Here is a 24,430-nt window from a genome sequence, read left to right on the forward strand (position 1 = left end):
GCGCCATGACGATGATCTTCGGCATCCCCATCCAAGCCTTGCTCGGACAGTTGCTGGTCGGGCTGATCAACGGCTCCTTCTACGCCATGCTGAGCCTCGGGTTGGCCGTCATCTTCGGCCTGCTGCGCATCATCAATTTCGCCCATGGGGCGCTCTACATGCTTGGCGCCTTCATCGGCTACCTGCTGCTCGTCCATCTCGGCATCGGCTATTGGCCGGCGCTCGTCCTGGTACCGCTCGCCGTCGGCCTCTTCGGCATGGTGGTCGAGCGCGCGGCGCTGTCGCGACTCTATCGGCTCGATCCGCTCTACGGCCTGCTCTTCACCTTCGGCATGGCGCTGGTCATCGAAGGCGTGTTCCGCTTCTACTACGGTGTGTCGGGGAATCCCTATGCGGTGCCGCCGCTGCTCGCCGGCGGCACCAATCTCGGCTTCATGTTCCTGCCCAATTATCGCGGCTGGGTGGTGCTGGCTTCGCTGATCGTCTGCATCGGCACGTGGCTGTTGATCGAGAAGACCAGGCTTGGCTCCTATTTGCGCGCCGCGACCGAGAATCCCGAACTGGTCCAGGCGTTCGGCGTCAACGTGCCGCTGCTCTTGACGCTCACCTACGGGCTGGGCGCGGCACTTGCGGGGCTGGCCGGCATTCTGGCAGCACCGGTCTACCAGGTCAGCCCGCTGATGGGCTCGGATCTCATCATCGTCGTCTTCGCCGTCGTCGTGATCGGCGGCATGGGCTCGATCCTAGGGGCCATCGTCACAGGCTACATGCTCGGCCTCGCCGAGGGCCTGACCAAGGTGTTCTATCCCGAGGCGTCGAACCTCGTCGTCTTCGTCATCATGGCGATCGTGCTTCTGCTGCGCCCGGCCGGCCTGTTCGGAAGGGATGCCTGAGATGAGCGAGCTGACCCTTCGCGAACGGCGCAACGCTGCCTCCGTGCGGCTGGAATGGGGGTTGGTGGCGCTGGGCATAGTGGCGCTCATCGCCGCGCCGTTCTTCATCTATCCGATCTTCGTCATGAAGATGCTGTGCTTTGCGCTGTTCGCCTGCGCCTTCAACCTGCTGCTCGGCTACACCGGTCTGCTTTCCTTCGGCCACGCAACCTTCTTCGGCGGTGCTGCCTATTTCTGCGCCTACGCCGTCAAGACATGGGGCTGGCCGCCCGAGGCAGGTATTCTGCTCGGCATGGGCGGCGCGGCGGTGCTCGGCCTGGTCATGGGTTTCCTCGCCATCCGCCGGCAAGGCATATACTTCGCCATGATCACGCTGGCGCTGGCGCAGATGTTTTATTTCTTCTGCGTCCAGGCGCCCTTCACCGAAGGCGAGGACGGGATCCAGGGCGTGCCGCGCGGCAGCCTCTTCGGCATCGTCGACCTCAATGTCACGATGAACATGTACTATGTCGTACTCGCCATCTTCCTGATCGGCGTGTTCGCCATCTGGCGGATCGTCAACTCGCCCTTCGGCATGATCCTGCGCTCGATCCGCGAGAACGAGAACCGCGCCATTTCGCTGGGCTATTCGGTCGGCCGGTACAAGCTCGCGGCCTTCGTCATGTCGGCGGCGCTGGCGGGGCTTGCCGGTGCGGTCAAGGCAATCGTCTTCCAGTTCGCCACGCTCACCGACGTGACCTGGCAGATGTCGGGCGAGGTGATCCTGATGAACCTGCTCGGCGGCATTGGCACCATGGTCGGGCCGGTCGTCGGCGCTGGCCTCGTCGTCGGCCTGGAAAACACGCTTGCCACTTCGGGCTTTCCGGTGACCATCGCCACCGGCCTGATCTTCATGGTCTGCGTGCTCATCTTCCGCCGCGGCATCGTCGGCGAAGTCTATGCGCGGTGGCTGGCGCCGGCGGAGCCCGGGGAGGGTGACCGGGACTGAGCGTGGCGCGCCCTCTTCCCCCTTGAGGGGGAGATGTCGCCGAAGGCGACGGAGGGGGCGCCACGTCCGGGCGCGAGGCCCCATCGGTGACAGAAGAGGTTAGCGCCCTGTGCGCGGCGACCCCCTCTGGCCTGCCGGCTTTCGTCGCTCGGAAAGCCAAGCAATTGGCTTTCCGTCCGCTACGCGGACCGCTCCTCAACCCCCTCAAGGGGGGAGATCGCTAATCCCCGTCACCCGTCTTCTTGATCTCCTGCAGGTAAAACATCTTGCTCGGCTGCAGGTGGTCGACACAAAGCTGAGCCAGTACCCAATTATCCCTGCGCTTCATCGCCTCGATCATGAACCAGTGGTGCTGGCGCGAGACTTCGAGCTCTTCGCGGTCGGCCAGCGAATTGGCCCGCACCGGCAGGCTGAGGCGCATGTAGTGGTCGATCGACGACACCAGATAGTCGTTGCCGCAGGCCGACAACATGGTCAGGTGGAAGCGGTCATTGGCCTCATGGATGCCGCGCAGATAGTGCGCGTCGACATGGGCGCTGTAGACCCGGTGGATCTCCATCAGCTCGGCGATCAATGCGTCGCTTGCCGGCAACGGGATCATCAGCGCCGCCTGGCGCTGCAGGAGCTCGCGCACTTCGTAGATCTGGCGCACCTCGTCCGGCGACAGCCGCCGCACCATCGCGCCCTTGTTGCGCTCGCGGGTGACGATGCCGAGTTTTTCGAGCTGGTAGAGCGCCTGGCGGATGGTGTGGCGCGACACCGGGAAGCGGGCGAGCAGGACGTCCTCGACCAGCCGGGCGCCGGGTTCCAGCCTGCCGAAGATGATGTCTTCCTCCAGCGCCCGGACGACATCGGCTTCCTTGCCGCCATAGTCTGCCACGTTGAGCATTGTGTCGTCCTCGCCGTCCTCTACGACCACTCTAACCGCAGAGCGAGCTTGTCGCTATTGGCGGAAATCCAAATCATGATTGTTGGCAATTTGAACCGCTTGCCTATGGCAGCGAACTACAGCGCCTCCCGGCGGGGCCGCATCAGGGAAAACCGGCCTGAAGAGGCTGGCGCTCTACGCGCGGCGACCCCCTCTGGCCTGCCGGCCATCTCCCGCTCAAGGGGGGAGAGCGCGCGCCGGTAACGGTTTCTTCTCTGATTTTGCTGCACAGTGGCTCCGATCGGAGGGCGAAACCCGGGCATGGCCGACAAGAAGGACCGCAATGGAGCGTTCTGGGCGCTGGCGCTCGAGCGCGCGCATCTCGGCGTCTGGGACTGGGATTTGCGGAGCGGTGACTGTTTCTACTCGCCAATGTGGTCGCAAATGCTCGGCTATGGCGAGGGTGAGCTTGCCATGACAAGCGATCTCTGGCTGCGGCTGACGCATCCCGACGATCGCGAGCAGGCGGTGGCCAGCGGCGAACGCCATCTCGCCGGCCAGACCGATACCATCGAGACCGAGCTCAGGCTGAAGCACAAGGACGGCCACTGGGTCTGGGTTCTCGATCGCGGCGGCATCGTCGAGCGCGACGAGACCGGCAAACCTCTTCGGCTGATGGGTGTGCAGACCGACATCACCAAGCAGAAGCAAGCGGAGCACGAGCTCGAGCAGGTCAATGCGCGCTTTCGCCTGGCTCTGGCGGCGAGCGGTACCGGCATCTGGCATTACGATCTGGCGGCGCGCAAAAGCTACTGGGATGCCCGTACCAGGGAGATCTTCGGGTTTGTCTCGGATACCGACGAGGTGCCGCGCGACCTCTGGTACAGCTATCTGCATCCCGACGACAAGGACGACGCCGAGCGGGCCCACATGGCGCCGCTGCAGACAAGCGACGTCGTCGCCGTGCAATATCGCATCATCCGGCGCGATGGTGAGATCCGGCATATCGAATCCCTGGTGCGCTTCATCCCCGACGTGCAATCGTCAGGCCAGATCCTGGGCACAGTGCGCGACATCACCGAGGCGAAGCGGCGCGAGCAGGAACTGGCCCATGCGGCCCACCACGACCCCCTGACCGATCTTTTGAACCGCGTCGCCTTCGACCGCCTGCTGGCCGACGACATCGCAACGGCACGGCAGTTTCCGCTCGCGGTCTTCTACATCGATCTCGACTACTTCAAGGCGCTCAACGATTTCGCCGGTCACGCCGCCGGCGACCTCGCGCTGAAGAGCGTCGCCGAGGGTATTCTGGGTTGCCTGCCGCCGTCAGCGCATGCGGCGCGGCTCGGCGGCGACGAGTTCGCGCTGCTGGTGCCCGATTGCGATGCTCAGCAAGCCGAGCGGCTCGCCGGCGCCGTTCTCGCGGCGGTCCGCAACACCGACCTCGGCTCGACGGCGACGTCGCGCAGGCTCGCCGCCAGCATCGGCATCGCCTTTGTCGGAGACCGCAACACCACCGTGGCCGACGCGCTCGCCTGCGCCGACGATGCCTGCTACGCGGCCAAGGCTGCAGGGCGCGATCGCTTTGCGATGTTTTCCACCGAGGGCGCATCTGGTTCCGGCGGCCTCAACGCGGCGCGGCTGGCGGCCGACACCGTCGATGCCATGGAAGACGGCAGGCTGAAACTGTTCGGACAGGAAATCCACCGGCTCGGAAAGCCCTGGCAAGAGAGCCGCCATGTCGAAGTCCTGGCGAGGCTCGTCGGGCGCAGCGGAGAATTGATTCCGCCGGGCGAGTTCATCCCGGCGGCGGAGCGGTTCGGCATCGCCTCAAGGCTTGATCGCTGGATCATCAGGACGGCGCTCTCGCTGCATGGTCCGGCACTGAAGTCCAGGGCGCTCACGCTCGGCTTCAACCTGTCGGCGCAGACGCTGAGCGACCCGCAGCTTTGGGATTTTGTCGACGCCGCCATCGATGCGGCCGGTGCGCCGCATTTCGGCATCGGCTTCGAGATCACCGAGACGGCCGCCGTCACCAATTTCGGCGCCGCCGAAGAGTTCGTGCGCAAGGCGCGCGCGCGGCACTGCCGCGTCAGCCTCGATGATTTCGGGGCTGGGATGAGCTCGTTCGAATATCTCAGGCGCTTTCCCGTCGACCAGATCAAGATCGACGGCTCCTTCATCGAACACATCGCGCAAAGCCGCTTCGATCGCGAAATCGTCTCGGCCATATCAGCTATCGCTAAAAGCCTCGGCTGCTCCGTGGTGGCGGAAAAGGTCGAACGGCAGGATGCGCTGGAAATCCTCCAGGAGATGGGGGTCGCCTTCGGCCAGGGGTATTTGCTGCACCGGCCGGAGCCGCTGGAGGCGATCGTGGCGCGAGCGAGCGCGCAAGCGATCTTGCCGGTTGAGCGGCGAGCGTAACATTTGCAGCCGGATGCCTCCAGGCGCGACTTTGCAGAGTTCCCGGCGGTTCCGGCAGGCGGCTTTCTTCGCTTCCCTGTCGACCGCGAGCACAATCATGGAACTTTTAGTTGCGGCTTATGTTCTGTTCTTGCAGTCCCCGTCTTTGACGGCGTGACTTAAGGAGGAGCGCGTCATGAACAATATTATCTGGTTGGTCGGTGCTGTAGTGATCGTATTGGCGATACTGAGTTTCTTTGGCCTAAGATAGGTGGGTGGGCGAACGTCCGTCTACCAGGAGTTCGTCAGGACTTTCCGGGCGGGCGGTACCGGATCGACTTCGCCTTGCCAAGGGCCTGCATCGTCTCTTCGACGCTCAGGAGAACGGTGGTCTCGTACGAACTGAGTGCCCCTCCCGCACCAATGGCAAGCACGACAGATGCCATCGAAACATTGTCTGGCGCCTCCCACAGATTCCAGCCATCGTGCTCTCCGAAGGCGTACCAGAACCCGTGCAGCTTCCCGCCCGCCGACTCTATGTAGGTACGGGCCGCCTCGCGTCGATCCTCGGGATTTTCGATCATCCGCGCCCAGGTCTCGGGCGTATAGCTGAAGCGTGAGAGATACATGGGCATGGTTCGCCTCCTGGGCCTCTGATCCACAGCGGCTCGGCGTCGGGGGGATCGAGGGGGGGACTGGCGCCGAGCCTAACCGGCTTGGGTAGTTCACCGGCTGACCAAATATGCGCTTATGCTAATATAAGTGCAATGCTGATGAACGTACTCCGAGGCGATTATGCCGACCGGTCTCGGAAGCCGGCAGAACGAGGCAGGCCATTTTTCGCAGAACGACGAAAAACCTTTTTGCCCGACGGGCGTTGTCCCCTCGAAGCAAAGGAGGCAACCGTGCCGACCAAGGCGAAAACCGAAACCTCGAAGGCAAGCGAGAAGCAGCGCCGCGTGCAACGCAAAGTCGACGCTGACGACCGCGCCAAGGTGAAACCCAAACCGGATGGCGCCATGCAGGCGGGGGCGCGAATTTACCCCGAGCCGCCATTTCCCGGGCAGCATCATCCGAAACCTGGCGAGGAATGGAGGATCGAGCCGCCGCCGCTCTATGACGCGCCGTTCTGGCTCGGCTCGAAGAAACTCGACGGCCAGGTGGCGCTGATCACCGGTGGCGATTCCGGCATCGGACGCGCCGTCGCCGTGCTGTTCGCCCGTGAGGGCGCAGATGTCGCCATCGCCTATCTCAGCGAGGACCGCGACGCGGAAGTGACCAAACAGGCGGTCGAAGCCGAGGGCCGGCGCTGCCTCGCGCTGCGCGGCGACGTCGCCAGCCGCGTCTTCTGTCGCCGGGCGGTGGAGCAGACGGTCAAGCAACTGGGCCGGCTCGACGTGCTGGTGAACAATGCCGCTTTCCAGGTGCATTCGGCCGATTTCGCCGACCTCACCGAAGAGCATTTCGACACGACGCTGAAGACCAACCTCTACGGCTATTTCCACATGGCGCAGGAAGCGGTGCCGCACATGCGGCCGGGCTCGGCCATCATCAATACCGGTTCGGTCACCGGCATCGACGGTTCCAAGGCGCTGATCGACTATTCGATGACCAAGGGCGGCATCCACGCTTTCACGCGGGCGCTGTCGGGCAACCTCATCGCCAAGGGCATCCGCGTCAACGCGGTAGCGCCGGGGCCGGTATGGACACCGCTCAACCCGTCGGAAAAGGAGGCCGAGGACGTCTCGAAATTCGGCGCCAAGACGCCGATGAAACGCCCGGCCCAGCCGGAGGAAATCGCCCCGGCCTATGTGTTCTTGGCCTCGCCGCAATGCTCCAGCTACATCACCGGCGAGATCCTGCCGATCGTGGGCGGGTATTGAGAGGGGCCTTGGATATCGGGCTAATTCTGTCGCTTGGCGCTGGAAGACACCGTCGTCTCCGCCGAGCGCTGGGCTTCGCGCATGATCTTCAGCGCTTCGTCCCGGGTCAGGCCGCACTTTCGGGCGAAGTAGGCCGCCTCGTAGGCTTCCGCCGGAGAGACGGCGGAAATACCAGACAGTTCCAGTTTCGATTTCTTCTTGGCCATGCCGGCTCGCCGACTGTGAATCAATTAGTCAGCTAATATAGCACTGTTGTTTGTCAAGGCAAATCCCGGCTGTGCCGGCTACGGAGCGGTGGCTGTTCGGGGCTGGCGCCGTTTGATGGGGCGATCACGAAGCCCGGTTTTGCCGTACATCGGCAGTATCGGTCTCATTCAAGAGGTCGCAGAGCGAAATGGCCTCATGGCGACACAGACCGATCAGCGCCAGCGCTGAAAACTGGGCCGGCAGGTCGAGCTTTTTGTCCCACACCACCCATCTGCCATTTGGCTCCATGACACACTCAAAGCGCAATGCACGTTCCGACATTCGACCTCCGGCGATTCCCCGCCGTCTGGTACCGCGCCGAAGTAAATGAGTGGTTGCGTTTTTGAAACCTGACGTTGAATCTGGCCGATGGCGGTAGCAGGCCGAGAACACCGGCATCGTCGCGCCGGTCCCGTAATGGCACCAGCCGCGCCGCTGGTTCCCGCTCATGGGCTCGAACCACGATTCACGCCTTCAAAGGGCGCTGTCCTACCATTAGACGAAGCGGGAATAGATGAAGCGAACGCTGTCTAACACTTTCCCATCCGCGAATGAAGCTGTCTATGAATCGACTGCTGCAACCAGAAGACCCCTGGCGCATTCTTGGGAATGGCCTCGATGCTGCAGCCCGAAACGCCGGCAAAATGCTGCTCCTATTGCGGCGGGCGCGACCACAATTACGAGGACTGCCCAAAGCGGAAAGCCGACGGCGAACGGCAGAAGGAGGGCGCGAGCCTCGCAACTCCTTGCAACTCGGCGCAATGAGCGCTTCAGCTTCCGGACTGCAGCGTGCGGCGGATGATCTCGATGCGGGTGCGGCGAAATTCGTCGGGGCTCCAGCCACATTCGATAACCAGAAGCCGCCAGTTTGCGGGGTGGACCAAGCTCCAGACCGTTTCGGCAGCCATGTCCACCGTCCAGCCGGGCGCAATGCGGCCGGCACGCTGAAGCCTGGCCAGAATATGCTTCATTCCATGCAGAAGGGTCCTTTTCATGCGGTCGTCCCAGGCCGCCGCAGCCTCTTCGTCATTCAGCGCGGCGGCATCCAGTTGAATGCCGACCGGGTAGATCAGGGGAAGATAGTCGAGCCAGTGCTCCACGAATGACAGAAAATCCTCCCATCTGTCTCCGTCGCCATTGGCGATTTCGTGAAGGCTTTTGACCTGCCCGGAATGCCGGTCCCGGTTGCGCAACATGGCGACGAGCAGGCCGGCACGCCCGCCAAAAGCGAGATAGACGGTCTGACGGCTGACCCCGGCCTTTGCCGCGATCGTCGACTGGCTGGCGTCCACCTTGCCGCCTTCGGCGATCAATTCCCATGCCGCATCGAGGATGGCGATGCGGGTCTCTTCGCTGATGTGCTTCTTCATCGCCTTTGATTCTTCATGGATTTACATATGTAAACCTAAGTGGTACTTTACGCTTGTAAACCAAGCAAGCGGTCCGCGCCATGTCCTACAATATTCCCGTGCTTGCCCATGTGGCCATTGGCTCGGCAGCGATCCTTTTCTACTGGGTGACATTGCTGTCGGTCAAAGGCAGCAAGCGTCACCGTGCCTGGGGCAGGGCGTTCTTCAGCATGCTTATGCTGGTCGCCCTCTCGGTCGGCCCGCTCCTGCTGCTCGGGCCCGATGCGTTCGATCCCGCCTTTGTCGTCCAGTTCGTCTATCTCGACCTTTGCCTGATCACCGTCGCCATGCTGGGCTGGACGGCGATCCGCTGGAAAGACGATGTCGACCGGTTCCGTGGCTGGCATTTCAAGGCGCTGGCGTTTGCGATCCTCGTACTCGGCATGATCGTGCTGATTTCCGGAATCGCTTCCGGCACGTTGTTGACAGTCATCTTCTCCTGGATCGGGCTGGTCTATGGCGGCGCGATGCTCCGTTTCGCCTGGATGCGGGCGGAGCCGCATCCGCGCTGGTGGCTGGGCTGGCATCTCAATGCCGTGTGCGGCCTCTTCAACGCCGTGCACGGCACCTTCCTGGCGGTCGCCTGGGAATGGCTGGCCGGTGCGCAGACCGGCGACGAGGTTTCGGTTGTGATGCAACTTGCCACCATAGCCGCGGCCGTCGCGATGCGGGTTTGGTTCGGCCACCGCCGGAGCGTGCCGATGCGCTTCTCGCGCCCAAGCCCCTCGGCCGCTGCGGATGCAGGATACCAATATCGATAGACGCGGTCGGCGCGGCCGCGCGCACGCAGGTCACAAGCTAGCCGAACAACGCTTGCAAATGCCGATGTTCACAAGTGAGGGATCATTCCATGCTCGCCAGGGACAGTTTGGGGGCAATTCGCCCGGTCACGCAATTGAAGAGGTGGTCGGCTACCCTGGTTGCCAATGCGGTTTCGACCTATGCACTCGATACCGCCTCCACGGTGTCGGGTGTGCTGCTGGTGGCGTCCGGGGTCTTTTCCGGAACAGGGTTCCAGACGGCCGTTGTCCTCCTTGGGGTGTCATACGTCCTTTGGGGCTACGGGCTGTCGTCCAGCCTGACGGCCAACTGGCGTCTACTGGAGGCCACGGGGACCAGCACCAGCCTGCTGTCCAAGCTGGCCTATGATCTGGGTCGGACCAGGCGCGCCGGCACTCGCCAGCTCCTGAGCGCGGCTGGCTATGTCGCCTTCGAACTGGCGAAGGAATCGCCCTATTATATCGGCGCCTTCGGACTGGCCTTTGCCAGCGACCTGGTCTCCGGCGAAGAGGCGCTGGTTTTCCTCGCGGGCGCCAATATCGGTGCCGCAGCCTACGAATACGGTCTTGGCTGGTCGACCCGCATTCTGCTGCAAAGGGCTGAAGATGGCGGGTATGCGTCGTTCGAGAAGGAATGGTCGCCTGCGGACTACCTCGCCGGCTACTACGGCGCCATCGATGCCGACGAGCACCATACGATCGCCTTTTTCACCGAAGCTGCGCGACGGATGCCGGCGGATGAACCGGCGCTGGTTTTTGGCGTTGGTCCGACGCTCCATCATGTCTTCCCGCTGGCCAGTCGCGCTTCCGAGATCCATCTCGGCGACTTTCTGCGCTGCAATCTCGACGAGATCGCCGGCTGGATCAGGAAGGACGAAGGCGCGCACGACTGGCAGCCCTTCGTCAGCTACACGCTCCAATGCGAGGGTGTCGCGGATCCCACGCACGCGGATATTCTTGATCGCGAGCAGCTCACGCGCGCTGGGATAACGCGGCTGCTGGAAGTCGATATCCGCAACGACCGGCCGCTGGGAAATGTAGAAGCCCGCTACGCCACCGTGCTGAGCGCCTACTGCGCCGATTCGGCGACGGCCGATCTCGGCGACTGGCAAACCTATATGCGGCGGATCGTCGGGCTGGTGCGGCCCGGCGGAACGCTTCTCATCGCCGCTCTCGGACAGACGCAAGGCTACTTCGTGGGCGCGAAGGCGTTTCCGAGCCCGTTTCTCGACGGCACCGACATGGAAGACATGCTGCGCGACTATTTTCCCGAAGCGGAGTTGACGATCAGGCTCGTGCCCGTGCCGGAATGTGCCGCACACGGCTATTCGAGCATTATTCTTGCCGCCGGCCACCGTAAGGCTGGGGACAGCGCGGTCGCGGACCTTCGGGGTTCGCCGCTTGGGTGAAGCAAGCCAGCCAATTGGCCGGCGAATGTGGGATCATCTCGAATTAGCCAAGAGCGTCCGCAAGCGCATCGTTCAGGCGTGCGAACGCGGCGGACTCGTCTGGCGCATGGGCCGGATTAACTTCCGTGATGGTCAAGCCGCGCCATTGCGGCAGGGCGGTCAACCGCTTCAGCACGAAGGCGGCCTGCTCCAGTTTGAGACCGTCGCAACGGCGCACATTCTCAGCGATCGGAAAATCGATGAAGGAGAGTACATCGACATCGAAATGAATAAGCACGCAGTCAAAGCGCGCCGCCCATTCGGTCGCGCGCGCCAAAGCCGCCTCGATATCGCCCAGGGCTTCCTCGCGCGATATCGCCTCAATCGCATAATCCCTCATCGTGATGGCTTCGGGCGCAGTGATGTTCTCGACGCCGAAATAGAGGAGCTGCCGAGGCACGAGCATCGGATGGGTCGGGCCAAGCCTGGCGAGCGAAGGCTCGCATCCGGGAATATCGAGCAGGTGAGCGACACCGGTCCAGTCCAGGGCGCCGTCGCTCGTATCAGGTGTGTTGAGGTCGGCGTCGAAGTCCATGTAGAGGAGTCCAATCCGCGCGCCGGCGGCGTTGGCTCCGGCGACCGTTCCCAGCTCCACGGTACAATCGCCGCCCAGGACAAGCACGTCCTCCTGCGCGGCGATCGCCGTCGCCACATGGCTTGCGACCACGTCACAGGCGTCGCGCACGGCCTCCAGGTTCATGGCCTGCGGCCGCGAGGGATCCGGCCGCCATCGGAACGAGGCAACATCGCCGTGATCCATGACGGTTCTGCCTCGGTTCGCGAGTGCCTCTGCGAGCCTGTGCCGGCGAAAGGCCGCGGGGCCTTGTTCCTGCCCCGGCGAATAGGCGCCGGCGCTGGTGGCGGCGCCGACAATGTTCAACAAGCGAGCCGCCAACTCGAAGCTCCATTTTTGGACGATGCTCGTTGCAAAACGTGTCCAGGGCGAGGATGGTTCCTCCCGGCGTTGACAGTTTGCCGCCAGGCATTTGGCGTTTGAGGAGCGGTACGCCCTCGGCCATCTACCGCTTCTGCGCGTGTCCTACCGCATCAGCAAACGAGATGTCGCCCTTGATCTCGCGCATCGCCATCGACGTGATGGTCCGGCGGACGCCGGGCAGGCGGCTGAGCTCGACGCGCAGCATGCGGTCCAGCGCCATCATGTCGACGGTGACGATCTGCAGGAGATAATCGGCTTCGCCTGTGGTGGCGTGGCAGCGGCGAATCAGCGGATGTTTCTTGACCGCCGCCTCGAAGGCATCCGACACCTCGAAATCGATCGACACCTGGATGAAGGCCTCGATGCCGAAGCCGAGTTTGGCCGGATCGATGAGCGTCGAGTAGCCCCTGATGATGCCGGCATCCTCCAGCGCCTTGACCCGCTTCCAGCACGGCGTCTTGCTCAGGCCGACCTCGTCGGCGAGAGCGGCGAAGGAGATTCGCGCGTCGCGTTCGAGCGCTTCCACAATCCTGAGGTCGAGGGCATCCAGCACCGATCGTTCTCCCATGGCCGCCTCAAACCCGCTAATCGTCCTGCCTTTTCTGTTCCTGAACAACAACAAAAATTCAAGGCAAAGCGGCGCGTCTTGAAAGACGGTCGGCGAGCCATGTGCTTTCCTGTTGTGGTGCGCCCGGCAAGCGCGCCGTCAATCGGCAGCGCGGTTCGTCGCCCGGCGTGAGGCCGTCAGCCGGGAGGAGTGTAGAGCGGCTCCCTGCATCCATGAACCTGGCACTGGCCATCGAGGGTCGGCACATATGCGATCGCCGGGATTTCCGAATAGTTACACGCACTGCTGTATTGCCGGACGTAGAGGGCATAGGTGTTCGGACCTGTGGTCAGCACCACCGAGCCACGGCTCTGGATTAGCGCCTGCGTCTGCTGGCAGGTCATGGCGCGGGTGTCCGGCCGGGCCTGGGCATAGGTTGTGAAGGCAAGCATGATCGCTGCCGAGGTCAACGCAATCGGACGAAGGGACATGTCGAGACTCCCATGATGAGTCTTTGCTAAACTCGCATGTCGCAAGGTGGTTGCGCAATGGCCGGGCAGGATCGACGGGCGGGATCGGACGAGGCGCCCTCGCACGCCCGTAGCACCGCGACAATCCTGAGGTCGAAGGCATCCAGCACCAATCGTTCTCCATATCTGATGTAAAAGCTGACTTTCGTCCTTCACTTTGAGATATTTGGATAACAGAAAGGAACAATGTTCAAGCCGAAAACTTCTATCCTGTCGGTTCGGATCGAACAGATGAGCCCCTAGGCCGGGCAGGGAGAAAAATCATGCACAAGCCGGACTATTATGCCCGCATCGAAGCGCCCGAGATGCGCGACTACGGCGTCTATCTCAAATGCGACAGGCTGCTGGCCTGCCAGAAGCCTCTGGCCGAGATGGTCAACGCGGATGAGTTGCAGTTCCAGATCGTGCACCAGGTCGAGGAGCTGTGGATGAAGCTCATCACCTACACGCTGGTCGATGTCGTCGATTTCCTCGAGCGGCAGAACACCCATCGCATCGTCACGCTGATGGGGCGCGTGCACCGGCTGATGCGCATGATGACGGCGCAGCTCGACCTGTTAGAGACCATGTCGCCCAAGGAGTATCAAGAGATCCGGCTGCAGCTCGGCAATGGCAGTGGCCAGGAATCGCCGGGCTTCAAGCTGTTGCTGCGCATGCCGCCGGATCTGTGGCGAGCCTTCAAGGCATCCTATCTCGACGGCCGCGGGCTGAGCGTCGAGGACGTCTATGATTCCAGCTACGACCACGGCGACAGCTATGTCGTGGCCGAGGCGCTGATCGAATTCGATGAGCTGTTCCAGAAATTCCGCGCCAACCATCTCCAGCTCATCCACCGCTCGATCGGGCTCGGCTCGAAATCGCTGAAAGGTCGCCCGGTCGAACTGCTTGAGGCCGGCGCCCGCCACCGTTTCTTCCCGGAACTGTGGGACATACGCTGCGCCATGACCGACCGCTGGGGCGCCGAGTATGGAACGGTAAGGCAGCCGATCAGCCATCCTGAGGCGAAGGCGGGGTAGGCTTGCCACTTCGCCAGCCAAAACTATTTCCAATCCGATGTCGGAACCGCCGCGCTTTGCCCGTCCTTGGGGCGAAACCGCAGCCAACCCTGGAGGGACATCATGGTATCAGTTCAATCGCCGTGGCAGACCGCAGCCATACTCATCGCCCGGCTGATCTTCGCCGCCGTCTTCCTGATGGCGGTGGCCTTCAAGGTCATGGATATGGGGGCGACCGCTGGCTACATCGCCTCGGCCGGCTTTCCGTTCCCGCTGTTCCTGGCCTGGTGCGCGGCGCTGCTCGAGGCCGTGCTGGTCATATGCTTCCTGACCGGCGCTTTCTTCACACCGGCCGCGCTCGTCGCCGGCGTCTACGTCATCTTCCTCGGCTTTGCTTTTCACGGGCCGTCGCACTGGGCCGGCAACCAGGCCGAGTTCGGCTTCTTCGTCGACCATTTCACGTTCCTGGCCGGGCTGTTATTTGCCGCCGTGCACGGGCCGGGCAATGTGCTGGCTTCGAAACTCGGCAGGGGGTGATTCCCCGATCAGGGAGTTGGATCGCAGCTCCTTGACATCAGGACATTCCGCCCCAGTTTGACTGCTAGCGGGAGTTTTCAAAAAAATGCGGCACAATCGGCCAAGGGCCTCCAGGTTCCTGGAACGGCATTTCGGAGTCGTTGTCGCCGTTGGCCTGGTTGCGGGATTGTCGTTCATGGCCGTGCTTGGTTTCACGCCGTAGTCCTGCCGGCCATTCGTCGATCAGCCACAGCATGAGCGGCCGTCGCTTCTCGATCTTCGAAGGCGCGGGGCTGGGCAAGCCATCGTCCCCGATGCGGTGCTCGCCGCGTCACATCTGGTCGTTATAGGGTTCCTTGATCTGGCCGACCATGCGCGCCAGCTTCGAGAAGGACGGCATGTCGGTCTCCGGCTGGCACTGGTTGGCCAGCTCCAGCAGCCGGATCGGGAAATTGACGGCGTCGCGGCTCGACGCCGACATGCCGTTGGACCGTTCCTCGCCGGTCTCGCTGGCTTCGGCCTTGCGTAGCGCTATGTCGATCTCCTCGACCGTCAGCACGCCCTTGCGGACCAGCACCTGGTTGATCGATGCGACGGCCATCAGGAGGCCCTCGAGCTGCAGATTGGCGACGTTCATGGCTGTTGCTCCCATTGGCCAAACGCGTGACGTTCCGCGCTTTGGCGACTTGCTTCAAGCATCAAACGCGCGAGCGTCGGTTCCGATCCGGGATGGCGGCGCGTGGATCGGACGCTTCGAGGACGTTCGCGCCGAACTGCCCCTCGATCTAGGATTTTTTTCCTTGACCTCGTGAGGGCAGCTATGCTATTGATTTGGGCATGGTGCTGATTTGCGCCAGCGACCCGCCACCGAGGCGGGTTTTTTGTTTTCTGGCCGATCCCATCCGACGAAAGCGCCATTGCAGCTGACCTGAAACGCGGGCGGGACAGCGCCCCCCTCTGTCCTGCCGGACATCTCCCCCACAAGGAGGGAGATCGGCCGTCATCCCTGATTTCGCCAATCGCCAACCTTGCAAAGGGTGTGCCATCGGCGAAGCTGCCAATCTCCCCCCAAGTGGGGGAGATGTCCGGCAGGACAGAGGGGGGCGCGAAGGATCGCGGCGTTTCCGTAACGAACACGACACCTCCAAGAGATTCCCATGTCCAGCCGCTACGCCACCATCATCACCGACGATGACGGCCGCGAGGTCGTCAGCGCCATTGGCCAGTTCGAAGGCGCCGTGCCGAAAGGGCGCGTCGGCCATTTCGAAGCGGTGCCGGCCGGCGTGCTGATCGGCATGGTGCGGGGCGGTCCGGTTGATGCGGTTGGCGGCTTCGGGTTTCCGCAGGCGGGTGTCAGTGGCAGTGCGGTGGGCCTGGTCCGGGCGAAGTTGAAAGCCTTGCCCGAGGCTGTGACGTCCGATGCAGCACGGGCCAAGGCAAAGGCGAAGCCGCGCGGCAGCAAGAGGACGCGCAAGAAGCCTGTACGCAAGACAACGGCGAGGGCCAATACGGCGAGGAAGCCCGAGATGCCGGGGCTCGCCGAGGCTGCGGAGTAGGATATGGCGGAGGTCACCGACGATCCGCTGGCCGCGCCGGGGGCCAAATCCTCCGGCCGCCCGAAGCGGGCGAAGAAGACGCTGGGCGATGATTTCCTGGTCGCCGTGCGCGCCGATTTCCGCGCGCATGGCGCCGGGGTTATCGCCAAGGTTCGCACCGAAAAGCCCGACCAGTATCTGAAGATCGTGCTGTCGGTGCTGCCCAAGGGGTCCCCAGGGGATCTGCATGTCGACACCAACAGTCTGGATGCATTGAGCGATGACGAAATCAGGCAGCGCATCCGCGGCCTCGAAGCCGTCCTGCGGCCATTCCTCCGGGAAAGACCGGGCCTTGAAAAGCTTGGCCTCGAAGAGCCCGGCCGTGGCGAAGAAGGAATATCTCAGCCTGCTCAAGGAGTTGGACCGCAGGCGCCGCACTAACCAGCTTGCCGCCTACCAGCCCTATCCCAGGCAGGCCGCGTTCCATGCGGCAGGCGCGACCCATCGCGAGCGCCTGTTCATGGCCGGCAACCAACTCGGCAAGACCAGGGCCGGTGGCGCCGAATGGGCCATGCATCTCACCGGCCGCTATCCCAAGTGGTGGCAAGGCAAGGTGTTCGACACGCCGGTGCGGCTGTGGGCGGCCGGCGTCACCGGCGAGGGCACGCGCGACAACCCGCAGCGTATCCTGGTTGGCCCGCCACAGCAGCCGGCGGAATGGGGCACCGGCATGATCCCCGCCGACGCCATTGTCCACACCATCATGGGGCGCAATGCTCCCGGTGCGCTCGACAGCGTCGTGGTGCGCCATGGCGGTGGCGGCGATGTGCAGGCCGGCGAATCCGTGCTGTCGTTCAAGAGTTTTGAAAAGGGCCGTGAGAAATGGCAGGGCGAGACGCTGCACGGCGTCTGGTTCGACGAGGAACCGCCGCTCGACATCTATTCCGAAGGCCTGACCCGCACCAACGCGACGGGCGGCATCACCATGGTCACGTTTACGCCGCTGCTCGGCATGTCGGATGTGGTGCTGTTGTTCCTGACGGCAGAAGAGGTGGAGCGGATGGGGAAGGGGTGACCTTGCAGGACTTGGGTTCCTCGCCCCGCGCGAAGCGGGGGAGAGGTGGCCGCGCAGTGGTCGGAAAGGGGGCCTTCGTAGGGCGCCGGCCAATAAACATGCCGCCTTCAACCACGCATTCTGTACGACCGCGCGTCCCCCTCTCCGTCTCGGTTTCGCCGAGCCACCTCTCCCACTTTCGTGGGAGCGAGGACCCCAGGCTTTCAAAGCTCTCGCCCAAACAACACGTTGCGCCGTGCACCTGCTAAATTGATTCAAGCCGAAAAGCCCCGTCAATGACCCGTCACGTCACCTTCATGACCATCGACGATGCCGGGCATTATTCGCCCGAGCAACGCGCGGCGATCGTCGCCGCCTATCCCGCGCATGAGCGCGAGGCGCGCGCCAAGGGCATTCCGGTGCTGGGCTCCGGCCGCATCTTTCCGATTGCCGAGGAGCTGATCGCCTGCGAGCCGTTCCGGCTGCCGCGCTACTGGCCACGGCTCGGCGCGCTCGATTTTGGCTGGGATCATCCGTCGGCCGCCGTCGAGCTCGCCTGGGATACGGAGGCCGATGTCGTCTATGTCTCGAAAGCCTGCCGCGCATCGCAGCAGACGCCGGCCATGCAGGCGCTGACCTTGAAACCGTGGGGCGAATGGCTGCCCTGGGCCTGGCCGCGCGACGGCCGCCGCGAGACGCTGGAAGGCGCCGGTGTGGCGCTGGCCAAACAATATGCAGCGCATGGGCTGAACATGCTGAGCCGCCATGCGCAATTCCCGGACGGCTCGGTCTCGGTCGAGGCCGGGCTGATGGAGATGCTCGACCGCATGCAGTCCGGCCGCTTCAAGGTGTTCTCGACGCTTTTGCCCTGGTTCGAGGAGTTCCGGCTCTATCACCGCAGGGACGGGCAGGTGGTGAAGCTGCGCGACGATCTGATGGCGGCGACGCGCTATGGCGTGATGATGCTGAGGGAGGCGGTGGTGGATCCGGCGGAGTTCAAGGCAGAGCGCAGACGGTCGGCGGGGCAGAGTGATCCGCTGGGGGCTTTCAGGTGAGGGCTGGAGACCGAAGTGGACGATCCTCAGCTCTTGATGAAAATGCAGATGTTATGCGCGGGTGCGAATTGCCATCAGGATGCGGCCAGATGCTTTGATTAGCGTACCCGCTCGACGCGCGCATAGGGGTAAGGTATGAGTCTAGACTTCCCCAAATCGGGACAACTGATGATCCGTTCAATTGATGTCCGCAACTTTCGTTGCTACGATCACCTTCACGTAGATAATTGCGCGCGCGTCAACGTGATAGTCGGAGACAATGGCGCTGGTAAGACGGCGCTTCTCGAGGCGCTATTTCTGACTCTGTCAGGCAATCTTGAAGTCAGCCTTCGTCTAAGGGCACAGCGTGGTTTTGATCAAAACTTTGGTGGAACCCCAAGAGTGATTGAGGAGGCTATTTGGAAAGATTATTTCCTCGATGGAGATTGGTCCAAAACTATATCAATTGACCTTGAAGGATCCGGCCCAGAATCACGATCACTGACAATCGAGCGTGGAGAAAGAAAGATACTTATCCCGACTGGGGAATCGGCGTCGCAACAAGAAACAAGATCGCCATTACGCTTTATCTGGACCGACTTTACTGGTAAGGCACATGAACATTTCCCCCTTATTACGCTACAGGGAATTCAGCTAAATGCTAGTGACGAGGTCTTGCCCGATTTCCACCTTTTTCCGGCAAACCAGGTTGTCCCTGCAACTCAAACTGCTGAAATGTTTTCTAGTTTGAGCCGCGAAGGCCTTGAGGAAGATTTTGTATCTCTGTTTGTAAAAGAGTTCCCATTTTTAAGTGGGTTGAGCATTGAAGTGATTGGTGGACTTCCAGTGGTGCATGGCACCATCGCCAATACTCGTAAGAAGCGCCCAATCAATGCGATTTCTGGCGGTATAAATCGAACGCTCGCCATTATGCTGACGATGGCAACGGAGAAGCGATCAGTAGTTTTGGTTGATGAAATTGAGAATGGAATATACTATAAACACAAAGTTCCGATTTGGAGTTCAATACTTGATCTTGCTCGCCGAAATGATTCGCAGATGTTTCTTTCTACGCATGATGAAGAATGGCTTGAGGCTTTAGTTGTGGCTGATCAAGATCGATTGAACGATGTCGCGATTTGGCGGCTTGAGAATGAGGCGGGTCGACGTATAATCCGACAGTTCAATGGCGACGAACTCAAGGCTAGTATCGAGTATGGGACGGAGATTCGTTAGTGAGTGAGATTACACTCCCTAATCTACTTTTATGTGAGGGGCCGAGCGATATTTCCTTTTTTCGAAATCTTATAGCGATCCGTAATTTGCCGATATTTTCGATTAGAGACACGTCACCCAAACGTGGCTCGGCCGGCGGGAATTCGAAATTTGGAGACAAACTTAAGGCTTTGCGAACGGATCGTGGTTGGCCGAGAGTTAGGCACCTTCTAGTGGTTGCAGATAACGATGAAGATCCGGCTGATAGCTTTAACTATGTAAGAAATCAGCTGGCGGCAGTGCTTGGGGTAGCCAATGTGCCAAAGGGGCCGCTTGTCAGGCAAGCGGTAACCAATAGTCTTTCTTTACAAATTGTCATGGTGCCTTGGACTGACGAACAGGGCAATCTGGAAACCATGTGTATAACGCCAGCTAGAAACGCTCAGAAAGCTGTAGGAACACATGTGGACAATTTTGCAGCTGTTACAAAGGCTGACAGTTGGCAAAGTCTGTCTCGCCGTAATGAGATGTGGCTTCGATCAAATCTCGCGGCTCGCTGCAAAACAGACCCATTTGTACCGCTAGGGATTGTGTTCCAAGATCACAAAGACTTAATCCCGTTAAAAGATAAGTCTTTTGATAGGCTAGCGAATGTCTTAGAAAGTTATCGCTAGAGCTTGATGCGAGAGCGTATGTAACGTCGCGAACCAATGCTTGATTCGCTGCTTTGCTCTTTCTGCGCAATTACTCCGCGCTGTCTTGCTTTCGGACGGTAGCAGATGAGCTTGCCGGACGCTGTCCCGTGCTCACGTGCGCCGATTGCCAGTTATGCTAGCATTCGCACGTCATGGCCACCCCTATGACCCTCCGCATCATCCCCGCCACTTTGCGCGACCTTAGCTACATCGCCGCCAATCTGCGCCCCGAGGACCGGGCCGAGATCGACTGCCAGCTCGACCACTGGTCGCCAGCTGTGCTGGCGCTGACGGCGCTGCAGGGGCTGGCCTATGTCGCTGAGCTCGACGGCAATCCGGAAGCCGGGTTTGGCGCCGCCGAGCAGCGCGGCGGGCTCTGGATCGCCTGGAGCTGGGGCACGCGCCGCATGACGCGCTGCGTGCCGGGGATTACGCGTTTCTTCCACGCCGTGCTCGGGCCTCAGGTAGCGGCGCGTGGCGCCTGGCGGGTCGAGGCGCGGGCGCTGGCCGCCAATGAATTGGCGCTGCGCTGGCTTGGCCGGCTGGGCGCCGCCGAACGCTGCCGTCTGCCTGGATATGGCAGGAACGGCGAAACCTTCATCCTTTTCGACTGGACAAGAGAAAGCTGGAACCATGTGCCTGTTTCAAAAACCACCCGCCTTGAAGCCGTTGCCACCGACACCGACCGCTGAGGACAAGGACGTGCAGGCGCGCGAGGCCGCACTTCGGGCAGAGCTCGAGCAGCGCCAGGGCACAGCCGGCACGGTGAAGACCGATCTTGCGCCCGGCGATCTTGCCGGCCGGCGCCGCGTGTTGCTGGGGGTGTGAGATGGGCGCGATGAAACGGGTGTTTCGCAACCGGGGCGGCTGGCCCTGGTTGACTTGGCGGCGGCTGGCGAGATTGGTGAAGCGGCGAGGGTGAAGCTGCGTAATCTCCCCCCTTGAGGGGGAGATGGCCGGCAGGCCAGAGGGGGTCGGCGCGACCGGGCGCGGCCTCCTGCGGCAGACTAGGGTTGGCGCTTTACGCGCGGCGACCCCCTCTGTCGCCTTCGGCGACATCTCCCCCTCGAGGGGGGAGATTACGCCTTGCGCGCAAACGCCCAGACCATCAGCGGGTATTCCTCGTCGTTGCTCAGATCGCGCCACAGGCCATAAGCCCGCACCGGGCCGCCGATATGCGCCCTGGCGCAGGCTTTGTTGCCCCAGCCGAACACTTCAATGTCGGCCTCCGTGAAGCCGCCTTCCACCAGCACCTGCTTCAGGCCGGCTGGCGTCCATCTGTTATAGTCGTGCGGTCTGGCGTGCACCCTAAACAGGAATGGCGTCGCCACCATCGCCCAGCCGCCCGGCTGGGTCATGGCGTGGATATTCCGCGCCGCCGCAAGCGGACGCTGGACGTGCTCCAGCACCTGGTCGGCGATGACGATTTGATATTGCCGGTCGGTGCGGTCCTTGCAGATATCGAAGTCGGGGAAGTCGACCGAGGTGTAGTTGGTGCACATCGTCTTCCAGTAGCGGTTCCAGCCGGGTGAGACCTCGATCACCGCAGACGACTTCCGATTGTCCGCCTCAAGAAACGCGGTGAACGCCTCGATCTGTTTTATGCGCAGCCAGTTGCGGGAATCATAGCCGATCAGCCGCTTTGCAACCTGTTTGCCGCGCCGCTTGAGGGCACCGGGTAGGCTTGCCGTCATTGCCACATTGGCCTCCTGCAAAGGCCCCGCCTATGAGCGCTCTAGCACCGACAAATGCGCAAAAGATGACATAGCGCTTTGCCAACGTTTGAGATTGGCGAAGGCCGACGCGACGTCCGATCTCCCCCCATGTGGGGGAGATGCCCGGCAGGGCAGAGGGGGGCGTGAAGGAACGCCAGCCATTGCTCTGTCGAACCGGGACATGCCCGAGGGCGCAACCTGAATTGATTGCAGGCTGGAGGGACAGTGCCCCCCTCTGTCCTGCCGGACATCTCCCCCACGAGGGGGGAGATTGGCAGTTTCAACGAGGCAGAACCATGAGCGATTCCCGTGCCCGCGATATCCTGTCACGACAGGCCGAACTGGAGAGCGAGCGCAGCCAGTACGAGCATGTCTGGGAGGCCGTGTCCGAATTCTGCGATCCCGACGCGCCCGATGTCTGGAGCGGGCGCCGGCAATCCGGCCCGGACTCGCAGGCCGAGCGGCAGGAGCGGCGCGGCGCCCGGGTCTACGCCAACACCATCAACTCGGCCGCCAATCGGCTGGCCGCGGGGCTCGAAAGCCTGATCATCCCGCAGTCGGAAAAATGGCACGGGCTGACGACCGCCGAAATGAACGACGAGGAGAGCGACGAGGAGAAAGAATGGGCGGAAAGCCTGCGCGATTTCCTGTTTGCGCTGCGCTATTCCGCCAATTCCAACTTCGTGCCGGCGACGCAGGCCTGCCTGCGCAATGTCGTGCGCTACGGGCCGGCCTATCTCTATGCCGAGGAGGGGTTCGGCGGCACGCTGATCCGCTATGCCTCGATCCCGGTGGTAGAGGGCTATCTGTCGCGCAACCGCTGGGGCCAGGTCGATATTTTCCACCGCCGCTATGAGCGGACCGCGCGGCAGGCGGCGCAATTGCTCGGCTATGACAAGTTGCCGGCGCGGATCAAGATGCTGGTCGATGATCCCGCCAAATGCGAGACGAAAATCTCGCTGATCCAGTGCATCCAGCCGCGCGACGAGCGCAGGATGTATCGGTTGGGTGGCAGCTATCAATATCTCGACACGGCCTTCGCTTCCTATCACGTCATCGAGGACGAGGAGGTTATTGTCAGGGAAAGCGGCTTCCGCTCCTTCCCGGTGTCGACCTTCAACTGGCGCCGTTACGAGGGCGACCCCTACGGCATCTCGCCGACCATCGAGGCGCTGACCACGGTGCGCGAGGAAAACGCCGTGCGCCGCTCGGGGCTGAGGGCGCTGCAGCAGGTCACCGATCCGGCGACTGCCTCGAAGGCCAGGCTCGACTATGTGCCGGTGCTCAATCCCGGCGAGAATTATCCCGGCCTGATCGACGACAATGGCCGGCCGCTGATCGCGCCGATCGCCACCGGGCAGAACCCGACCTATGCGTTCAACTACGCCGAGAGCCGGGCCGAGGAGATCCGGGACATGATGTTCGTCAACCTGTTCCAGACGCTGGTGCAGAATCCGCAGATGACGGCGACCGAAGCCTTGATCCGGCAGGAGGAAAAGGGCGCTTTGCTCGGTCCGTCCGGCTCGATCATCCAGGCGGGGTTTGCAGCGAATCTCGACCGCGAGCTCGGCATTCTCGAAGACAAGGGGCTTTACGACGAGGACAGCCGCTTCCTGCCGCCGGCGAGCCTGGCCGGCAAGGCGGTGCGGCCGACTTTCACCGGCCCGCTCGACGTGCTGCGCCGCTCGGCCGAAGCGCGCGACACCATCCAGGTGGTGACGACGGCCATGCAGATGGCGCAGTTCGATCCCGGCGTCATGGACAATATCGACAGCGACGAGGCGATCAAGATCGTGCAGAGCGCCGGCCGCAGCCCGCAGCGCATTTTTAGGCGCAAGGAGGAAGTCGACGGTCTGCGCGGCGCGAGAGCCCAGGCCCAACAAACGCAGGCCGGCATGGCGGCGATCGCCACCGCGGGGAAGGCTGCCAAGGATGCGGTGCCGGCGGTGGTGCAGGCGCGCGACAGCGGATTGCTGGATGGCCTGCAAGGCATGCTGCAGGGTGGGCAGGCCGGGCCTGACATGCCGGGCGGCCCGGTAGTACCGGGTGCCGGCGCATGAGCCGCAAACGCTTCGCTCATTCCGCGCAGGCCGGCGGTCCGGCCAAGGCTCGGGAAGCGCTTGCCAAGGCGTATCTGCGGGTATTTTCCGGCCAGGATGGCGAGATGGTGCTGGCCGATCTCGCGGCCACAACCGGCTATTACCGCCGCCCGTCCTATGGCGAATGGATGGCCAGGACCAGGACTCCGAACGGCTTCGAACTGCACAGCGCCTTGAGCAATGCGCGTGCCGAAGTGGTGCAGCACATTATGGGGTTTTTGACGCTGGACGAGGCGCAGCTGGCGGCGCTGGAGAAGGCGGCGAGGGCTGAGGGGTAGGGGGCCGGCGCCGAAGCGCAAATCTCCCCCCAAGTGGGGGAGATGCCCGGCAGGGCAGAGGGGGGCGCTGTCCCGCCTGCCTATCCGTGTTGTCTTGAGATGCTCTCTCGGGGATCGAGTCCTCCTGCTCCACGCGATGGGTGGAGCATTGTCTAGGCTGGTCGAAGCAGGCGCTCTACGGCGCTCCCCTCTGTCCTGCCGGACATCTCCCCCACGAGGGGGGAGATCAGCCGTCGCGGCCGTCGCGCCTTCGATCCAGAGCGGCCGTAGCGGTCCCGACAGCGGCCAGGTCCCGTGCACCCGCAGCATCTGACTCCACGGCCTCTCCAAACCGCCAATTCGAAAAAGCCCGTGAGCGCGGCG

General features: G+C 62.5%; 29 protein-coding genes and 1 tRNA gene. 18 read left to right on the forward strand and 12 right to left on the reverse strand.

The window, feature by feature from the left end; all coding sequences use genetic code 11:
- Window positions 1-5: 5 nt before the first annotated feature.
- Both OHD62_RS23550 and OHD62_RS23555 read left to right on the forward strand, forming a co-directional pair.
- The gene (locus OHD62_RS23550) at window positions 6-893 is read left to right on the forward strand and encodes a branched-chain amino acid ABC transporter permease (RefSeq protein ID WP_263787650.1); all 888 of its coding nucleotides are present in this window, start codon (window positions 6-8) and stop codon (window positions 891-893) included.
- 1 nt (window position 894) lies between these two features.
- On the forward strand, window positions 895-1,881 hold the full coding sequence (locus OHD62_RS23555) for a branched-chain amino acid ABC transporter permease (RefSeq protein ID WP_263787651.1): 987 nt from the start codon (window positions 895-897) through the stop codon (window positions 1,879-1,881).
- A 220-nt stretch (window positions 1,882-2,101) separates the two neighbouring features.
- Here the strand turns inward: OHD62_RS23555 and OHD62_RS23560 are convergent, their stop codons facing one another.
- Complete coding sequence (locus OHD62_RS23560) at window positions 2,102-2,770, reverse strand: GntR family transcriptional regulator (RefSeq protein ID WP_263787653.1); 669 nt, start codon at window positions 2,768-2,770, stop codon at window positions 2,102-2,104.
- Window positions 2,771-3,070: 300 nt separating this feature from the next.
- Here OHD62_RS23560 and OHD62_RS23565 point away from each other — a divergent pair, with 300 nt between their 5' ends.
- Window positions 3,071-5,173, forward strand: a complete 2,103-nt coding sequence (locus tag OHD62_RS23565) for an EAL domain-containing protein (RefSeq protein WP_263787656.1) — start codon at window positions 3,071-3,073, stop codon at window positions 5,171-5,173.
- A gap of 284 nt (window positions 5,174-5,457) precedes the next feature.
- Here the strand turns inward: OHD62_RS23565 and OHD62_RS23570 are convergent, their stop codons facing one another.
- A complete protein-coding gene (locus OHD62_RS23570) occupies window positions 5,458-5,787 on the reverse strand; it encodes a GYD domain-containing protein (RefSeq protein WP_263787657.1) in 330 nt (109 codons plus the stop codon).
- Window positions 5,788-6,057: 270 nt separating this feature from the next.
- On the opposite strand from OHD62_RS23570, the gene OHD62_RS23575 reads away from it, so the two are divergent.
- Window positions 6,058-7,035 (forward strand): SDR family oxidoreductase, encoded by a 978-nt coding sequence (locus OHD62_RS23575; protein WP_263787659.1) that lies wholly within the window; start codon window positions 6,058-6,060, stop codon window positions 7,033-7,035.
- 20 nt (window positions 7,036-7,055) lie between these two features.
- On the opposite strand, the gene OHD62_RS23580 is transcribed toward OHD62_RS23575, so the two are convergent.
- From OHD62_RS23580 to OHD62_RS23595, 4 genes are all read right to left on the reverse strand, one after another.
- Entirely contained in the window at window positions 7,056-7,241 is a 186-nt protein-coding gene (locus OHD62_RS23580) for a hypothetical protein (RefSeq protein ID WP_263787661.1), read from the reverse strand.
- A 124-nt stretch (window positions 7,242-7,365) separates the two neighbouring features.
- Window positions 7,366-7,563: a hypothetical protein gene (locus OHD62_RS23585; protein ID WP_263787663.1), complete on the reverse strand. Its 198-nt coding sequence runs from the start codon at window positions 7,561-7,563 to the stop codon at window positions 7,366-7,368.
- Between the two features lie 154 nt (window positions 7,564-7,717).
- Window positions 7,718-7,791: transfer RNA gene (locus OHD62_RS23590), tRNA-Gln, on the reverse strand.
- Window positions 7,792-8,051: 260 nt separating this feature from the next.
- On the reverse strand, window positions 8,052-8,651 hold the full coding sequence (locus tag OHD62_RS23595; RefSeq protein WP_263787665.1) for a TetR/AcrR family transcriptional regulator: 600 nt from the start codon (window positions 8,649-8,651) through the stop codon (window positions 8,052-8,054).
- Between the two features lie 80 nt (window positions 8,652-8,731).
- Between OHD62_RS23595 and OHD62_RS23600 the strand changes: the two genes are divergently transcribed.
- Window positions 8,732-9,451, forward strand: a complete 720-nt coding sequence (locus OHD62_RS23600; protein WP_263787667.1) for a hypothetical protein — start codon at window positions 8,732-8,734, stop codon at window positions 9,449-9,451.
- Window positions 9,452-9,540: 89 nt separating this feature from the next.
- Entirely contained in the window at window positions 9,541-10,878 is a 1,338-nt protein-coding gene (gene gntF / locus OHD62_RS23605) for a guanitoxin biosynthesis pre-guanitoxin forming N-methyltransferase GntF (RefSeq protein WP_263787669.1), read from the forward strand.
- Between the two features lie 43 nt (window positions 10,879-10,921).
- Here gntF and OHD62_RS23610 read toward each other — a convergent pair whose 3' ends face one another.
- From OHD62_RS23610 to OHD62_RS23620, 3 genes are all read right to left on the reverse strand, one after another.
- Window positions 10,922-11,812, reverse strand: coding sequence for an arginase family protein (locus OHD62_RS23610; RefSeq protein WP_318528730.1), 891 nt, complete (start codon window positions 11,810-11,812; stop codon window positions 10,922-10,924).
- A 124-nt stretch (window positions 11,813-11,936) separates the two neighbouring features.
- Window positions 11,937-12,422: an Lrp/AsnC family transcriptional regulator gene (locus tag OHD62_RS23615; protein WP_263787671.1), complete on the reverse strand. Its 486-nt coding sequence runs from the start codon at window positions 12,420-12,422 to the stop codon at window positions 11,937-11,939.
- 176 nt (window positions 12,423-12,598) lie between these two features.
- Window positions 12,599-12,892, reverse strand: coding sequence for a hypothetical protein (locus OHD62_RS23620; protein WP_263787673.1), 294 nt, complete (start codon window positions 12,890-12,892; stop codon window positions 12,599-12,601).
- Between the two features lie 302 nt (window positions 12,893-13,194).
- Between OHD62_RS23620 and OHD62_RS23625 the strand changes: the two genes are divergently transcribed.
- On the forward strand, window positions 13,195-13,947 hold the full coding sequence (locus tag OHD62_RS23625; RefSeq protein WP_263787674.1) for a tryptophan 2,3-dioxygenase family protein: 753 nt from the start codon (window positions 13,195-13,197) through the stop codon (window positions 13,945-13,947).
- Window positions 13,948-14,049: 102 nt separating this feature from the next.
- On the forward strand, window positions 14,050-14,463 hold the full coding sequence (locus OHD62_RS23630; protein ID WP_263787676.1) for a DoxX family protein: 414 nt from the start codon (window positions 14,050-14,052) through the stop codon (window positions 14,461-14,463).
- Window positions 14,464-14,527: 64 nt separating this feature from the next.
- On the opposite strand, the gene OHD62_RS23635 is transcribed toward OHD62_RS23630, so the two are convergent.
- Together OHD62_RS23635 and OHD62_RS23640 are read right to left on the reverse strand one after the other, a co-directional pair.
- Window positions 14,528-14,698 carry a hypothetical protein gene (locus OHD62_RS23635; RefSeq protein ID WP_263787678.1) on the reverse strand — a complete coding sequence of 57 codons (171 nt, stop codon included), beginning with the start codon at window positions 14,696-14,698 and terminating at the stop codon, window positions 14,528-14,530.
- Between the two features lie 75 nt (window positions 14,699-14,773).
- Window positions 14,774-15,079, reverse strand: coding sequence for a hypothetical protein (locus tag OHD62_RS23640; protein WP_263787680.1), 306 nt, complete (start codon window positions 15,077-15,079; stop codon window positions 14,774-14,776).
- 520 nt (window positions 15,080-15,599) lie between these two features.
- Here OHD62_RS23640 and OHD62_RS23645 point away from each other — a divergent pair.
- The 8 genes from OHD62_RS23645 (at window position 15,600) to OHD62_RS23680 (ending at window position 20,803) form a co-directional block, all read left to right on the forward strand.
- Window positions 15,600-15,998 (forward strand): hypothetical protein, encoded by a 399-nt coding sequence (locus OHD62_RS23645; RefSeq protein ID WP_263787682.1) that lies wholly within the window; start codon window positions 15,600-15,602, stop codon window positions 15,996-15,998.
- Window positions 15,999-16,001: 3 nt separating this feature from the next.
- Entirely contained in the window at window positions 16,002-16,418 is a 417-nt protein-coding gene (locus OHD62_RS23650; RefSeq protein WP_263787684.1) for a hypothetical protein, read from the forward strand.
- The gene (locus tag OHD62_RS23655) at window positions 16,360-17,052 is read left to right on the forward strand and encodes a terminase large subunit domain-containing protein (RefSeq protein WP_263787686.1); all 693 of its coding nucleotides are present in this window, start codon (window positions 16,360-16,362) and stop codon (window positions 17,050-17,052) included. The genes OHD62_RS23650 and OHD62_RS23655 overlap by 59 nt, the downstream gene beginning before the upstream one ends.
- 275 nt (window positions 17,053-17,327) lie before the next feature.
- Window positions 17,328-18,086 (forward strand): terminase large subunit, encoded by a 759-nt coding sequence (locus tag OHD62_RS23660; RefSeq protein WP_263787688.1) that lies wholly within the window; start codon window positions 17,328-17,330, stop codon window positions 18,084-18,086.
- 168 nt (window positions 18,087-18,254) lie between these two features.
- On the forward strand, window positions 18,255-19,301 hold the full coding sequence (locus OHD62_RS23665) for an AAA family ATPase (RefSeq protein ID WP_263787691.1): 1,047 nt from the start codon (window positions 18,255-18,257) through the stop codon (window positions 19,299-19,301).
- Window positions 19,301-19,954 carry a DUF3226 domain-containing protein gene (locus OHD62_RS23670; protein WP_318528627.1) on the forward strand — a complete coding sequence of 218 codons (654 nt, stop codon included), beginning with the start codon at window positions 19,301-19,303 and terminating at the stop codon, window positions 19,952-19,954. The genes OHD62_RS23665 and OHD62_RS23670 overlap by 1 nt, the downstream gene beginning before the upstream one ends.
- Window positions 19,955-20,139: 185 nt before the next feature.
- Window positions 20,140-20,667, forward strand: a complete 528-nt coding sequence (locus OHD62_RS23675; protein WP_263787695.1) for a hypothetical protein — start codon at window positions 20,140-20,142, stop codon at window positions 20,665-20,667.
- On the forward strand, window positions 20,645-20,803 hold the full coding sequence (locus OHD62_RS23680) for a hypothetical protein (RefSeq protein WP_263787697.1): 159 nt from the start codon (window positions 20,645-20,647) through the stop codon (window positions 20,801-20,803). Before OHD62_RS23675 ends, OHD62_RS23680 begins: the two co-directional genes overlap by 23 nt.
- A 251-nt stretch (window positions 20,804-21,054) precedes the next feature.
- Here the strand turns inward: OHD62_RS23680 and OHD62_RS23685 are convergent, their stop codons facing one another.
- A complete protein-coding gene (locus OHD62_RS23685) occupies window positions 21,055-21,669 on the reverse strand; it encodes a class I SAM-dependent methyltransferase (protein ID WP_263788540.1) in 615 nt (204 codons plus the stop codon).
- Between the two features lie 317 nt (window positions 21,670-21,986).
- Between OHD62_RS23685 and OHD62_RS23690 the strand changes: the two genes are divergently transcribed.
- Both OHD62_RS23690 and OHD62_RS23695 read left to right on the forward strand, forming a co-directional pair.
- Window positions 21,987-23,750 (forward strand): portal protein, encoded by a 1,764-nt coding sequence (locus tag OHD62_RS23690; protein ID WP_263787699.1) that lies wholly within the window; start codon window positions 21,987-21,989, stop codon window positions 23,748-23,750.
- The gene (locus tag OHD62_RS23695; RefSeq protein ID WP_263787701.1) at window positions 23,747-24,067 is read left to right on the forward strand and encodes a hypothetical protein; all 321 of its coding nucleotides are present in this window, start codon (window positions 23,747-23,749) and stop codon (window positions 24,065-24,067) included. The genes OHD62_RS23690 and OHD62_RS23695 overlap by 4 nt, the downstream gene beginning before the upstream one ends.
- The last annotated feature ends 363 nt before the right edge of the window (window positions 24,068-24,430 follow it).

Origin of the sequence: Mesorhizobium sp. YC-39 (assembly GCF_025753795.1) — a bacterium.
In the GTDB taxonomy this organism is placed as follows: Bacteria; Pseudomonadota; Alphaproteobacteria; order Rhizobiales; family Rhizobiaceae; genus Mesorhizobium.